Genomic DNA, 14,247 nt, shown 5'->3' on the forward strand with positions numbered 1-14,247 from the left:
GCCGCCGCGTACGCTCTCGTCCGCCGTGATCAGGGTGCGGCATTCGGCGTCTTGGATGCGATCCTTCAGCGCTTCGGGCGAGAAACCGCCGAATACCACCGAATGAACGGCCCCGATGCGCGTGCAGGCGAGCATGGCGACGGCCGCTTCCGGAATCATCGGCATGTAGATACAGACGCGATCGCCTTTCTTAACACCGCGTGCTTTCAGCGCATTCGCAAACCGACACACTTGCTCGTGGAGTTCGCGGTAAGTAATTCGTTTGTCCTGATCGGGTTCGTCGCCTTCCCAAATTAAAGCCGTTTGCTCGCCGCGCGTTTCCAGGTGGCGGTCCAGGCAGTTGTAGCTGACGTTAAGCTTGCCGCCTTCGAACCAGCGTACCTGACCTTTGGCAAGATCGTTGTTCTCGACCCGATCCCAACGTTTAAACCAGGTCAGAAACTTCTCGGCCTGTTCGGCCCAAAAGGCATCCGGCTCGTCCAGGGAGCGCCGATACATAGCCTGATAGTCATCGGCGGTGAGTAGGGCATGTTTGCCCTCGGCCGAGAGGACATTCGGAACGGTTTCGGACATGGGCTTCTCCTCCGATCAATTCGCGTCAGATTATTTTGCCGAGGTGTTCGGTACTGGGCCGAGAGTAGTCGAGTCCTGCGCTTGACCTCGGTCGGTTGTAGAGTCGCGATCGCGTGTTCCGCTGGTAAATTGCCCCTGAGCGCGCTTCAACCAAGTGTCTCTGCTTTGTGCAGGTCTTCCTCATCAAGCCTAGCAGGCTGCCAGGCCGTCTCTACCCAGTTGTAATTGTTGGCCCAGGGGCATGAATAAAAAAGGGCGTCGTAGTTAATCGTCAGCAGTTGTCCGACTGCGAGACAAACCGCTACCGTGCCGGGGAGCGACGCCCAAAGAAACTATTTTTGTGGACCGCTGAGCAAAACTGAGCGCTTAAGGAGAAAAGAGCAGGATAAAACCCCTTTGCCGTAGGAACTGGGTACGGATTAAGGCGGATGAGCTCTTTAAATGTCGTGTTCATACGTACTCCTCCAGGACTTACCGTCCTTGTCTTGTCGCACTTATGCGTGCGTTTCTAATGCATCGTATAGCGAAAACCGTGCCAACGATGGAGTCCTCTCTAAGTGGCTGTTTTTCTAGGAGAGCTGTTTTTGTTCGGCGACGCTGGCGCGTATCTGCGTTACCTCTCGTAACGCAGATTTGGGGCGTAATGTAACACTAACGGTACACCCTGCTTTGCTGTATGCTACGCCGGTAGCAGCCTGGTTGTGATGCGCCGCCAGGAAATGCGCTCGCTCAATCCGTTAGGCATGACGAGCGCGGGGAATATTCAACCGCTGCCGTTTTTCCCACAATGCTTTGCGGCTGATGCCCAGCTTTTTGGCCAGTTCCGTTTCCGTCATTTGATCTTGATTGGTCAGGACGAATTCCCGAAAGTAGTCTTCTAACGATAAGTCGAGATGGCTGTCGGCCTCAGAGTGTGTCGTTTGCGGTAAGCCTAATAGTTCCGTCGTGACAAGTTGACTCTCTGCCAGAATGACGGCGCGCTCGATGACATTGCCTAATTCCCGCACATTGCCCGGCCACTCGTATTGCCTGAGCACGGCTAGCGTATCGGTATGAAATTGCATGGGAGGGCGGTGTTGCCGTCTACAGGCTTTATCGAGCAGGAACTGAGCGAGCGATTCGATATCTTCGCCCCGCTCGCGTAAGGGCGGAAGGCGAATTTCCATGACGTGGATGCGGAAGTAGAGGTCTTCGCGGAATTGTTGCTGTTCGACCATTTTTTCCAGATCGCGGTGAGTCGCGGCTACGAGACGGATATCTACCTTACGGGCATTGGCCGAGCCGACCCGGCGAATTTCGCCTTCCTGTAACACCCGCAGCAAGCGAGCCTGAGCGGTTAACGGCAGTTCGCCGATCTCGTCGAGGAATAACGTCCCGCCGTCGGCGGCTTCGACCAAACCCTGGCGCGTGCCGACGGCCCCGGTAAACGCTCCTTTCTCGTGACCGAATAGCTCGGCTTCGATCAGCGTGTCGGGAATGGCGGCGCAATTGACTGCGACCAAAGGCGCTTCGCTACGTCGGCTATGCTCGTGTACCGCACGAGCAACCAATTCTTTGCCGGTGCCGGATTCGCCGAGGATAAGCACCGTCGTGTCCGTGGGGGCGACTTTGTGCACCCAGTCGAATACTCGTCGCATGGCCTCGCAGTGGCCGATCATGCCGGCGACGGGATAATCGCGCTCTACGTCGGCCTTGAGTGCAGCGCTGCGGCGTTGTAGTCGGTCTTCGGCTAATGCTCGTTTAATGGTCAGCAGCATTTCGTCGTGGTCGAAAGGCTTCGCCACATAGTCCACCGCACCCTGTTTCATCGCATCGACGGCCGAGCGGACGCTTGCGTAGCTGGTCATGATGATGACTGGGACCTCCGGCGCGCGCTGCATGACATCCGTACCTTCCGCTCCAGGTAGGCGTAGGTCCGAGAGAATAAGGTCGAAGTCGTTCAGGTCATGAGCGGCCTCGGCATCTTCGACTGACGCCGTATCGGCGACTTCGTAGCCGTTGCGTTCCAGCAAGCGTTTTAGCGAGCGTCGAATAATGCTCTCGTCTTCTATGATCAATATACGTCCCATAAGCTCCCCTTTAGATACTGGCGCTGCTATCGGTCAGCACGGCTTCCGGACGAGGCAGGGCTAGCAGAACCCGTGTCCCTCGCTGGTCGGAGTCGAGGCGGAGTTCGCCGCCATGTTCCTTCACGATGTTGTAAACCAGAGGTAGGCCTAAGCCGGTGCCTTGGCCGGCCGGTTTGGTAGTGAAAAAAGGTTCGAGCACTTTGTCCCGAATCGCGGGCGGAATGCCGGGGCCGTTATCCCGCACATGGATGTGAACCATCCGCCGATAGTTGCGTGCGGCAATGTCGACTTCGCCGCCGTCGCCACACACATCCGCGGCGTTGGAGAATAGATTGACGAATACTTGTACTAAGCGCTGACCATCGCCCAGCACCCAGAGGTCCGCCGGTACTCGATTGCGAAAGCGCAAACTACGCGCGCGTTTGCTCAGCTCTACGACGCGCCGGGCTTCCTCGACCGTGTCGCGCAGCCGTATCGGTGCCGGCTGATTCTCATTGCGCGCGCCGGCGTGGGCGTAGCTGACCAAGGTTTGCACGATATTGCTAATGCGGCGGGTCTGCTCGAGGATGTCGTCCAGTTGTTCGTGGATAATCGCCTCTTGCGTCTCTTGTTTCAGATCCTGTGCCAGGCAGGCAATACCGGTAACAGGGTTGCCGATCTCGTGGGCGACGCCGGCGGCTAAGCGGCCAATGGAGGCCAAACGTTCGCTATGAGCGAGCTCGTCTTCCAACAATTGCATCTCGGTGCGGTCGACGACCAGCAGTAGCCTATCGCCGGTTAGCCCCGTTCCAGGCTCGGCGATGTCGGCACGATGTAGGCTCAGCCAGCGGGTGTCTTCTCTGACCTGGAGGGCGCGCTTGTGAACATGCTCGGGCGAGCTTTCGAGAAAATCGCGCAAGAAGTCTCCCCAAGGCTCGGATAGTTGTTCGAGCGCACGGCCTAACGCTTCGTGGCTGGTAATGCCGGTAAGGCGCGTCATCGCCGGGTTCCAGCGGACTACGGTTCGATTGACCGTGATGGCAACAACGCCAATCGGTAGGTCTTCTAGAATTTGCCGATGGTAGCGGCGCAATGCGTCTAGTTCCGCGGCGACCCCGCGGAAGCGGCGATGCGAGTTCTCCAGTTGCTCCTCGATCATTTGCACGTTACGGGCAAGAGCGGTGCGGGTAACCGGATCGAGTTGCAGGTGTTCGTCGACAATCATGCGGGCCAGCACCGGGCCAAGCATACCGGAGAGGTTGCGTTCGATTTGTTGCCGGAGTCGATGCAGCCGGGAGGGTCTTTTCTCATCCCAGCTTAAGCCCAGATCCTGCAAGGCGGTCGCGACCTCCTTGTGAGCCGCAATCGAGCCGGTAACGGGCGCTAAACGGTCGATAAATTGCTTCGGTGAGCCGGCTTTTACCGCCGGCGAAGATAAGCGCACATTAATGTTTCGGCAAGCAGCGGCGGCATCGCGTTCGCGCTCGTCAGGCGCTTTCCAAAGCGATACGACGGCGAATAGCAATGTATTAATGGCCAGCGACCAGAAGGTTGTCGTCGTGTACGCGCCGAGGTTGCTTAAATCGGCGCCGAACAGGTATAGCGGTAAATTAATCGGACTGACTGCCGGTAGCAGTGCGGCAAATAACCAAATGAGTCCGCCGGCGCTAAGACCGGCTATAAAGCCGGCTCGCGTAGCGCCGGACCAGAACAGCACGCCGAACACGCCTGGCAAGAACTGCGCCATGGCGAGAAAGGATATGAGCCCCCAGGCAACCAGGCCTTCGCTATGCTCCAATATCAAATAGAACCCGTAGCCGGCGGCGATGATCGCTGCAATTAAGGCGCGCCTGGCCCAGCGTAGCGAGGCGTAAATGTCGACCGTTGGCTTGGGTTTTAGCAAAGGCAGTAAAAGGTGGTTCAACGAAGTCGCCGACAAGGCAAGCGTCACCACGATAATCATCGCGCTTGCCGCCGATATGCCGCCCAAATAGGTAAATACCGCTAAGGTAGGCGACTCGCTGAGCATGGCGAGCCCGAGGACATAGTAATCGGCTTGGGTTTCCGGCCCGAGAACCTGTCCGGCCCAGAGGATAGGAGGGACGCATGCGGCTAATAGCAACAGAAACAGGGGGAATCCCCAGGCTGCCGTATATAAGCTGCGCGGCCGCGAGTTTTCGGTGAAGATCATGTGAAACTGCCGCGGCAGGAGAAAGCCGGCCGCGAAGGCAAGGGTCAGTAGACTCAGCCAAGGACCTTCGCCGGTCGGTGAGTAAAAGCTTTCTAAGCGGTCGGGGTTAGCATCAAGCCAGGTTTGCATACCGGCGAAGCCGCCGAAGGCCATATTGACCGCCACCCAAACCAGAATCAGTAATGCCAGCAATTTAATGAGCGATTCGAAGGCGATAGCCAGGACCAGGCCGGAGTGCTTCTCGCGGGTGGTGACATGGCGAACGCCGAAAATAATGGCGAACACCGTCACCAGGATACAAAACCCCAGGGCGATAACCCCGGATTGCTCCTGTCCGGAGAGGACGTCGGTGCTTTCCGCGACGGCACGAATCTGCAGTGCGATGTAGGGCAGGCTGCCGTCAGCATCATCAGCGTGACCAATACGCCGGCCCATTGGCTTTGAAAACGAAAAGCAAACAAATCGGCAACGGACGTTAGCTGATGGCGGCGACACAGCTGCAATAACGGGAAGAGAAGGACCGGCGTTAAGACAAAGGCTAGCGACACGCCAACATAAATGGTGAGAAAAATCGCGCCGTGTTGCTGTGCCAGACCGACGCTACCGTAGTAGCTCCAGGTGGTCGCATACACCCCGAGCGAGAGTACATACACCAAAGGGTGTTTCACGATGGCTGCCGGTAGCCAGCGCCGTTCGGCCGCCGTAGCGATAAGAAATAACAGCAGCAGGTAAGCGGTAGCGCTTAGGAATAAGCTGCTTAGCTCATAGGTCATAGCGCCGCCACCTACGCGCTAGCAATCCCGTTACCGCTGTTAGCCCGAGCCAGAATACATAGGGCACGAACCACGGCGGATTAAGCTGAAACCACCAGAACGTAAAGGGCGACGCAAACAAAAACAGGGCGCATAGGAAAAGCACGAGGCTTTCCGCGCCGGGGCTGTTGTCCCGCTGCATGTCTCTCCTCCTGTGCCGACGTTGATCGTCGGTCTATCGTGTTACTTAAGGTAGCACATTAGTTGTCGATGCAAAGTCCCGATTGCGAAAATTACGGAAACGAGCGGATTTAACGCTTCGGCGCCTCAAGCGTGCGGCGGACGGCTGAATGCCTAGCGCGCGCTGCGGCGGAACTAACTCATCAGGCTCGGGGTGGGTAATGCCTCGCGACGGGGAAGGCTGGCGATATCCCAAGCGGCTATCGCCCAATCCCAAATCTCGGGCAGCGGGGCGGCGGTTAATTCTTTAGGCACTGGTTGGCCGAGAAACTGTAACGCCGCTGCCAGTAGCTCGTTGGCCCGGCTGTGGTCGAGCGCCGTAGCGAAAGTCTGTTTGCTGAGCTTCTGTCCGGCCCGGTTGACCGCAATCGGTAAATGGAGATAGGAAGGCGTAGGGGCGTCCAATAAACGCTGTAGGTGTATTTGCGGCGGGGTGCAGGCCAGTAAATCTTGCCCGCGGACAACCTCGGTGATACCGGCGGCTGCATCGTCGACGACCGACGCTAAATGATACGCGTAGTAGCCGTCGGCGCGGCGGACGACAAAATCGCCGATCATGTCGTCCAAGTTCCAGTACACCTCGCCCTGCAATCCATCGCTGAAAGCTACCTGCTCCCCCTCCGTGCGAACGCGCCAGGCCCGGGCTTGGCGGCCGTTTAAGCCCTCCCGGCAGGTGCCGGGATAAATGGCCCCTGCCGGCCCCAGGCGGGCGACGGCTTGAATCTGCTTCCGCGTACAAGCGCAAGGGTAGGCCAAGCCATGCTCGGAGAGCCTGTCGAGTGCTGCTTGATAGGCCTCATGACGCTCGCTTTGATAGACCTCCTTTGCGTCCCATTCGAAACCGAATGCCGTTAAGGTGCGCAGAATGTCGTCGGCAGCACCAGGAACTTCCCGCGGCGGATCGATGTCTTCGATGCGGAGGAGCCAGCGACCGTTCTGGCTTCGTGCTTGCAGGTAGCTGCCTGTCGCGGCGATTAATGAACCGAAGTGTAACGGACCGGTTGGGCTGGGTGCGAAACGACCGCGATATTCGGGTGCTTGCATAGGCTGTGGCTACCGTTGCGGGGGTCAAGCTTTAGCGGTAAGTGTATCCCGGAAAGAGTGCGAAGAGACGCACAGTTTTTAAGGCACGACCGTGACTAATATGAAAAATGGGGATGGGCGATACACTTTTTAGACACCTAATGGAATACCGAGTAAGCGCGTCGCCCCTCCGGCCGAAATGCCGGCCGGAGAGCATGAACGGAACTCTCCGCCCTTGTCTAGCGAATCAAAAGGGCAGTTGCACCGGAATCGGCGGCGTCCAGCCCTCGGCTCGGTGTTCGGCGACCACGTCGGTGTAGATGCCGCCGCGCACGTTAAATTCGGCCCGTAGTCGCATGTAGCGTGGTTCCAGGGCGCGCACCAAGTCGCTGAGAATTTCGTTTGTAATGGCTTCGTGGAACGCGCCCCGATCGCGGAACGACCAGATATAAAGCTTCAGGGCCTTTAACTCGACGCAGCGTGCTTCGGGAATATAGTCAAGATAAAGCGTTGCGAAATCCGGTTGGCCGGTTTTGGGGCACAAGCACGTGAATTCGGGAATGCGGATGCGAATAGTGTAGTCGCGCTCCGGCGTCGGGTTGGCAAAAGTCTCCAGCTCTGTACTCGGTTGTGTGGACATGGTGGCTTTCCAAGGATCTAACGTGTCGGGATAATGAGCGGCCGATTTTAGTGATGTCGCCACGGAAATGCTATGCATACTAACCTTTCAGGAAGTATTGCCCTATCTCGGCGGCGGCGCCGCGTTGACGCTTGTGCGTCTGGGCAAGAACGGCTTGAGATGCTAGCGGCGCTCTGCATCCGGGTATGGGCAGTAGATCGACCACGGGCCGGCCTAGTTCCGATTTTGTGCAGCGGTGTTGGGCACGGTTGTGGCGCTTGCCGTACAATCCGCGCCACAAAGTACGGTTTGAGACGACAGCACGTTAATGGGATGCGGACCAGCGATTGCCGGCATCCTGCCAAAGGGCGGCTGAAAGGAAATACGCTCGCATGCGTCTGACCAAAATAAAATTGGCGGGGTTCAAATCCTTTGTGGATCCGACCACGGTCGTGCTCCCCAGTGCGCTGATTGGCGTGGTGGGGCCGAACGGCTGTGGCAAGTCCAATATCATCGACTGCGTGCGGTGGGTGATGGGCGAGAGTTCCGCCAAGTACCTACGCGGCGAATCCATGACCGACGTTATCTTCAACGGCTCGTCGTCGCGTAAGCCGGTCGGTCAAGCATCGGTCGAGCTGGTTTTCGACAATCGCGACGGCACCTTGGGCGGGCAGTATGCGAGTTACAACGAAATCTCCGTTAAGCGGCAAGTCAATCGCGAGAGCCAATCGCATTATTACTTGAACGGCACCCGGTGCCGAAAGCGCGATATCACCGACGTTTTTCTCGGTACGGGTCTAGGGCCGCGCAGTTACGCGATTATCGAGCAGGGCATGATCTCTCGGGTGGTAGAGGCTAAGCCCGAGGAGCTGCGAGTATATCTTGAAGAGGCCGCAGGCATTTCCCTGTACAAGGAAAGGCGCCGGGAAACCGAGCGCCGGATGCGGGATACGCGCGAGAACCTGGAGCGGTTGAACGACGTTCGCGAAGAGGTCGGCCGACAACTGGAAAAGCTCAAGCGGCAGGCCGAGACCGCCGAGCGCTACAAGGCATTAAAGGCCGAGGAGCGCCAGTATCGGGGCCAGCTAATGGCGCTGCGGCTAAGAGATCTTGATCGCCAACTCGAAGAGCTGGGGCAGGTGCTACAGGAAAAGGAAACGGCGACCGAGGCCGAGCTGGCCAAACAGCGCGAATCCGAGCGCGGCATCGAAACGGCCCGCGAGGCGCATGCGGAGCGTAGCGAGCTATTGGGCGAGGTTCAGGCGCGTTACTACTCCCTGGGTAGCGAAATCGCCCGGATCGAGCAGCAAATCACGCACCAGAAAGAGCTACGCGGTAAGCATCAGGAAGACCTCGACCGTAACCAGGAAGCCATCGATGCGGCACAGCTTGCCCTGGAAGAAGACCGCGATAAGCTGGCCGAGTTGCGCGAGCGCCTGGAAGAGCTGGAGCCTATGCTGGAGGAAGGCGTCGCGGCCGAAGAGGAAGCGGCGGAGCGTGCCGGCGAGATTCAGGAGCGCTTGGACGAATGGCAGGCGCGCTGGGAGCAGTTCAACCGGGATGCTGCCGAGCCGGTACAAACGGCGCAGGTAGAGCGGGCGCGTATCGAGCAGTTCGAACGCCGCAATCAGGATTTGGTGCGGCGACGGGAGCGCTTGCAAGAAGAACATGGCACGATTGACCTGGCCGGTTTCGAAGACGAGATAGAACAGCTGGCGGAAGAAGAGCGGCAACTCGGCGAGCAACAGCTTACGCTCCAGGAACAACGCGAAGAGGTGCAGCAGCGGTTCGAGGCGTTGCGCGAGCAACATAACGACTTAGGCGAAGCGCTTGCCGAATGGCGGGGGACCGTGCAGCAAACGCAGGCGCGTTTGACCTCGTTGGAGACCTTGCAACAGGCTGCGCTCGGCGGTGTCGACGGCTTACAGCGTTGGCTAGCGGAACAGGGGTGGAATAGCGACGAGCGCCTGGCGCAGCAATTGGATGTCGAGCCAGGCTGGGAGCGCGCGGTAGAAATTGTGCTTGGCGATGTGCTGCAAGCCGTTTGTACCTCCCGTTTAGGTTTAGACGGAGCCTTGCTGCAAGGCCCGGAGCAGGGCCGCGTCACGATCATGGAGCAAGCGCCTACCGAAGCGGCGCCGGATGCTTTCCTGGCTAGTAAGGTCGCGGCCGATTGGCCGGTGCGCGATTTTCTATTGGGCGTAAGGTGGGCGGAGGATATGGCCGCTGCGCGCCAAATCCAGGCGACGTTAGCGCCTGGCGAGTCGGTCATTACCCGCAACGGCGTGTGGCTAGGTAAGCACTGGCTGCGCGTGGAAGGCGGCGAAGAGGCTGGTGGCGGCGTTCTCGAGCGCGAGCGAGACATTCAGCAGCTGCGCGAATCGCTGGTGGGCGAAAAGGATCGCTTAAGCGAGATCGAAGCGCAGCTGGAGCAGGCCAAAGCGCATTTGCAAGAGACGGAAGAGCGGCGCGACGAGCTGGCCTCTGCCCTGCACGAGTTGGAGCGCCGTTTATCCGCCGTCAGCGCGCAGCTTGAGAGCCGTCGTGGCCGTGTTGGCGAGTTGCAACAACGGCGCCAGCGTCTGGCCGAAGAAATAGCCGAAATCGATCGTGAGGTTGAAACCGGCGAAGAGGAGCTGCGGGCGGCGCGGCGGCACTTACAGGAAGCATTGTCGCGCTCGGAGGAGTTGGAAGCGCAACGGGAGCAGTTGCAGGGCGAGCGCGACGAATTGCAGGAGCGCTTGCAGGACTATCGAGAGCGGGCGCGCGAACAGCGCGAGTTACGGCACGATCTTTCCTTGAAAGTCGAGCATGCGAAAACCGCCGGTCGCTCTTTGGAAGAGGCCTTAGAGCGCTCCCAAGGGCAATTGGAACGGCTTTGCGAACAGCGCGAGAGCTTGCGAGAGGTGCTGCAGGAGCAGGGCGATCCGACCGAGGATTTGAGCCACCAGCGCGAGGCGTTACTGGAACAGCGCTTGCGGGTCGAGGAAGAGTTGAGCGAAGCGCGTGCGCAGCTAGGCGACCTGGAGGCGCAGCTGAGAGAGTTGGCCGACCGGCGGACCGAGGCCGATCGAGAGGTCCAGAGCCTGCGGCAAGCGCTAGAGAGCTTGCGCTTGAAGGCGCAAGAATTCAAAGTGCGGCGTCAGAACGAAGTCGAAAAGCTTAGCGACCTGGATCTGGAGTTGGATACGCTGCTGGACGCCTTACCGGCCGATGCTGCCGAAAGCGAATGGCAACAACAGCTAGAGCGTTTGGAAAGCCGTATCGCCCGGCTCGGCGCGATCAACTTGGCGGCGATCGACGAGTACAAGGCCTTAGAGGAGCGTAAAACCTACCTCGACCGTCAGCACGAAGATCTAACCGAGGCGATGGAAACCTTGGAAAGCGCCATTCGCCGTATCGACCGCGAGACACGCACGCGCTTTAAAGAAACCTACGACAAGGTTAATGCCGGTATGCAGCGGATTTTCCCGCGCTTATTCGGCGGCGGTCAGGGCTATCTGGAACTGACCGGAGACGATTTACTGGAAACCGGAGTGGCGATTATGGCACGCCCTCCGGGCAAGCGGATTACCAACATCCATCTGCTCTCGGGCGGCGAAAAGGCGCTCACTGCGGTGGCGTTGGTGTTTGCAATATTCGAGCTCAATCCGTCGCCATTCTGTATGCTTGACGAAGTAGATGCGCCTTTGGACGAGGCCAATGTTGGCCGATTCTGTAATCTACTCGTCGAAATGTCGCAACGGGTACAATTCATTTTCATTACCCATAACAAAGCGACGATGGAAATTGCAGAGCACCTGACCGGCGTCACCATGCACGAACCGGGCGTCTCGCGCCTGGTTATGGTGGATGTCGATGAAGCGGTGCAGTTGGCGGCGGTGTAACACATAGGCATGTTTGGGGACGCCCATGGATGAACTTCGCTGGTTTCTACTCATAGTCGGCTTGCTGGTGATCGGCGGGATCTACGGTTTTGGCCGCTGGCAAGAACATCGCCGGCAGGGCGGTCGCGGGCCGGGTAAAAGCCGACGAGAGGCCTTTAGCGACGATGGCGAGGTCGACGCAGCGTTGCGCGATTTAGATGCTGTCATTGGGGCGGCCGATCCGGTCGATCCCGTGTCGCGTCCCTTACCGGTCGAGCCCGACGAGCCGGCTAAGCCGGTCGCCACGGTCGAGTCGCCGGTTCCAAAAGAGCCGGTACGGGAAAAACGCAGCGAGCCGACGGCGGCTCCCATGCCGGAAGGCCTGGAGCAGAAGTTCATCGTGATTCACGTCGCTTCGCCGAACGGCGAAATGTATCGAGGCGATGAATTATGGGCAGCGATGGAGGCCGTAGGGCTGGAGCATGGCGAATACGATATTTTCCATCACTACATCGACCTCAATGGTAAACCGTGTTCGATGTTCAGCGTCGCCAATATGTTGGAGCCAGGCTGGTTCGACCGCGAACTGATCGATGAGATTCGTTCGCCGGGGTTGGCCTTGTTCCTGCAACTGCCGGCGCCGTTTGAGGGGCAGGAGGCCTTCGACGAGATGCTGGCAACCGCGCGGGCGTTGGCCGAGCATTTGAATGCGACGCTGCTCGATGGCCGCCGCTGCAATTTAACTCAACAAGCTATCGAGCATATCCGCGAAGAGCTACGCGAGTATCGTCGTCGGGCGCATTTATTGGCGAGTCAGCAAAAGCGCTGATTCTACCGCCAACAGCCTGTTAGAAAGGGTACCGCTGAATGTCTAGCGTAGATTCGCGCCAACCCGGCGTTGCGCAACGCATCGCCGAATTACGGCAAACTATCGACTATCACAACTACCGCTACTACGTGCTCGACGATCCGCAGATTGCCGATATCGAGTACGACCGCTTGTTGCGCGAACTCCAAGAGTTAGAAACGCAACACCCCGAGCTGGTGACGCCGGATTCGCCGACCCAGCGGGTCGGTGCCGAGCCGATCGCCGCTTTCGGCGAAGCGCGCCACGGGGTGCCGATGCTTTCTTTGGATAATATCTTCTCTGAAGCAGAGCTGGAGGATTTCGACCGGCGGGTTCGCGAAGGCTTAGGCTGGGAGCACGTGGACTACGTCGCCGAGCCGAAATTGGACGGTTTGTCGGTTAATTTGCGTTATCAGGACGGCCTGCTGGTACAGGCGGGTACTCGCGGCGATGGCCGGGTCGGCGAAGATATCACGGCCAATATTCGTACCGTCCGCACCGTGCCGTTGCGTCTGCAAGGCGACGGCTGGCCCGAGTTGCTGGAGGTGCGCGGCGAGGTGGTCATTCGCCGAGCAGATTTCCAACGTTTGAACGAGCTGCGGCTCGATCAAGGAGAGAAGCCGTTTGCTAACCCGCGCAATGCGGCTGCCGGTAGCTTGCGTCAGCTTGACCCCCGTATCACGGCGGCGCGTCCTTTGAGCTTTTTCACCTTTGGCACGGGCGCAAGTTCCGAGCCCATCGACGGCAGCCACTCCGCTGTGTTGGAGCGTTTGCGGCAATGGGGGTTTTTGGTCAACGACCAAGTCAAAAAAGTCGTGGGTGCCGAAGGTTGCGAGACCTATTACCGCGACTTGTTGGCACGCCGCGACGAGTTGCCTTTCGAGATCGACGGCATCGTCTATAAGGTCGACGACCTGGCCGCGCGGGAAGAGCTGGGGTTTACCGCCCGGGCGCCGCGGTGGGCCGCCGCGCACAAGTTGCCCGCTGTCGAGGCCAGTACGCGCGTTGCCTCTATCGAGCCCTCGGTAGGCCGTACCGGCGTCATCACGCCGGTGGCGAATCTGGAGCCGGTTGCCGTTGGCGGCGTTACCGTCAGCCGGGCGACCTTGCATAACCTGGACGAGGTGCGGCGTAAGGACGTACGGGAGGGCGATACGGTGATGGTGCGCCGGGCCGGCGACGTGATTCCGGAGATTACCGCGGTCGTTGTCGACAAGCGGCCTGCGGCCGCCGAGCCGTGGGAAATGCCCGCGAGCTGCCCGGTATGCGGTTCCGAGGTACAACGTTTGGAGGGGCAGGCAGCGCACCGCTGTATCGGCGGGTTGTACTGCCCGGCGCAACAGGTAGGGGCGGTCATTCACTTTGCTTCTCGCAAGGCAATGGATATCGACGGCCTCGGCGATAAACTGATCGAGCAACTGGTCAATAAAGGGTTAGTGCGGACGGTGGCCGATCTCTTCGCACTGAGCCACGAACAGGTGGCCGGGCAGGAGCGCATGGGCGATAAATCCGCCGACAACCTGCTCAAGGCCATCGATCGCGCCCGCAAGACCACCTTGCCGCGCTTGATCTACGCCTTAGGTATCGATCAGGTCGGCGAGGTGACGGCGAATCAACTGGCCCAGCATTTTGGCGATCTCGACGCCGTAATGCAGGCTGACGAGGAAGCCCTGCAAACGGTGCCCGATATCGGCCCGGTAGTGGCAAAAGCATTGCCCATTTCTTTGCCCAGCCGCATAACCGCGACGTGATTGAGGCTTTACGGCGTGCCGGCGTCGAGTGGGAGTCGGTGGCCGTAACGCACGAGGGTACGCTGAGCGGAAAAACCTTTGTGCTAACCGGCACTTTACCGAGCATGACGCGCGACGAAGCGAAGGCGAAAATTGAAGCTGCCGGTGGGCGCGTCGTAGGCAGCGTTTCGAGTAAGACGGACTACGTGGTCGCCGGCGAAAAGGCGGGTTCCAAGCGGGAGAAAGCCGAGCGCTTAGGGGTGAGTTTGCTAGACGAGGAAAGCTTGTTGGCGTTGCTAGCCGACAACGCCGGCTAAGGCCGAGCGTCACGAGGCGCTGGACCAAAGTCCAGCGCCTC

9 protein-coding genes and 1 pseudogene are annotated in these 14,247 nt (G+C 59.1%); 3 read left to right on the forward strand and 7 right to left on the reverse strand.

Features of this window, described 5'->3' with window-relative positions:
- The 7 genes from CAI21_RS14050 to queF form a co-directional block, all read right to left on the reverse strand.
- Positions 1 to 573, reverse strand: a 573-nt coding sequence (locus CAI21_RS14050) for an AMP-binding protein (protein WP_147305122.1), incomplete at its 3' end; no start/stop codon positions are given.
- A 737-nt stretch (positions 574 to 1,310) separates the two neighbouring features.
- Positions 1,311 to 2,642 (reverse strand): sigma-54-dependent transcriptional regulator, encoded by a 1,332-nt coding sequence (locus tag CAI21_RS14055; protein ID WP_116302871.1) that lies wholly within the window; start codon positions 2,640 to 2,642, stop codon positions 1,311 to 1,313.
- A gap of 10 nt (positions 2,643 to 2,652) precedes the next feature.
- Positions 2,653 to 5,103: an ATP-binding protein gene (locus CAI21_RS14060; protein WP_258868068.1), complete on the reverse strand. Its 2,451-nt coding sequence runs from the start codon at positions 5,101 to 5,103 to the stop codon at positions 2,653 to 2,655.
- Positions 5,100 to 5,585: an SLC5/6 family protein gene (locus CAI21_RS25015; RefSeq protein WP_258868961.1), complete on the reverse strand. Its 486-nt coding sequence runs from the start codon at positions 5,583 to 5,585 to the stop codon at positions 5,100 to 5,102. The genes CAI21_RS14060 and CAI21_RS25015 overlap by 4 nt, the downstream gene beginning before the upstream one ends.
- Positions 5,575 to 5,766: an Asp23/Gls24 family envelope stress response protein gene (locus CAI21_RS14065; protein WP_116302872.1), complete on the reverse strand. Its 192-nt coding sequence runs from the start codon at positions 5,764 to 5,766 to the stop codon at positions 5,575 to 5,577. The genes CAI21_RS25015 and CAI21_RS14065 overlap by 11 nt, the downstream gene beginning before the upstream one ends.
- A gap of 173 nt (positions 5,767 to 5,939) precedes the next feature.
- Positions 5,940 to 6,848: a tRNA glutamyl-Q(34) synthetase GluQRS gene (gene gluQRS / locus CAI21_RS14070; protein ID WP_116302873.1), complete on the reverse strand. Its 909-nt coding sequence runs from the start codon at positions 6,846 to 6,848 to the stop codon at positions 5,940 to 5,942.
- 226 nt (positions 6,849 to 7,074) lie between these two features.
- Positions 7,075 to 7,467: a preQ(1) synthase gene (gene queF, locus CAI21_RS14075; RefSeq protein WP_116302874.1), complete on the reverse strand. Its 393-nt coding sequence runs from the start codon at positions 7,465 to 7,467 to the stop codon at positions 7,075 to 7,077.
- A 371-nt stretch (positions 7,468 to 7,838) separates the two neighbouring features.
- On the opposite strand from queF, the gene smc reads away from it, so the two are divergent.
- The 3 genes and pseudogenes from smc (at position 7,839) to ligA (ending at position 14,206) form a co-directional block, all read left to right on the forward strand.
- Positions 7,839 to 11,333 carry a chromosome segregation protein SMC gene (gene smc, locus CAI21_RS14080; protein WP_116302875.1) on the forward strand — a complete coding sequence of 1,165 codons (3,495 nt, stop codon included), beginning with the start codon at positions 7,839 to 7,841 and terminating at the stop codon, positions 11,331 to 11,333.
- A 25-nt stretch (positions 11,334 to 11,358) separates the two neighbouring features.
- The gene (gene zipA / locus CAI21_RS14085; RefSeq protein WP_116302876.1) at positions 11,359 to 12,141 is read left to right on the forward strand and encodes a cell division protein ZipA; all 783 of its coding nucleotides are present in this window, start codon (positions 11,359 to 11,361) and stop codon (positions 12,139 to 12,141) included.
- A 38-nt stretch (positions 12,142 to 12,179) separates the two neighbouring features.
- Positions 12,180 to 14,206: pseudogene (gene ligA, locus CAI21_RS14090) on the forward strand (NAD-dependent DNA ligase LigA).
- Positions 14,207 to 14,247: the final 41 nt, after the last annotated feature.

The sequence above is a fragment of the Alkalilimnicola ehrlichii genome (assembly GCF_003399765.1).
GTDB lineage: Bacteria > Pseudomonadota > Gammaproteobacteria > Nitrococcales > AK92 > AK92.

What these genes read in the sequence shown, in the direction of transcription:
- CAI21_RS14055 (WP_116302871.1), bottom strand. Translation starts at nt 2,642, where the DNA reads ATGGGACGTATATTGATCATAGAAGACGAGAGCATTATTCGACGCTCG.
- CAI21_RS25015 (WP_258868961.1), bottom strand. Translation starts at nt 5,585, where the DNA reads ATGACCTATGAGCTAAGCAGCTTATTCCTAAGCGCTACCGCTTACCTG.
- CAI21_RS14065 (WP_116302872.1), bottom strand. Translation starts at nt 5,766, where the DNA reads ATGCAGCGGGACAACAGCCCCGGCGCGGAAAGCCTCGTGCTTTTCCTA.
- gluQRS (WP_116302873.1), bottom strand. Translation starts at nt 6,848, where the DNA reads ATGCAAGCACCCGAATATCGCGGTCGTTTCGCACCCAGCCCAACCGGT.
- queF (WP_116302874.1), bottom strand. Translation starts at nt 7,467, where the DNA reads ATGTCCACACAACCGAGTACAGAGCTGGAGACTTTTGCCAACCCGACG.
- smc (WP_116302875.1), top strand. Translation starts at nt 7,839, where the DNA reads ATGCGTCTGACCAAAATAAAATTGGCGGGGTTCAAATCCTTTGTGGAT.
- zipA (WP_116302876.1), top strand. Translation starts at nt 11,359, where the DNA reads ATGGATGAACTTCGCTGGTTTCTACTCATAGTCGGCTTGCTGGTGATC.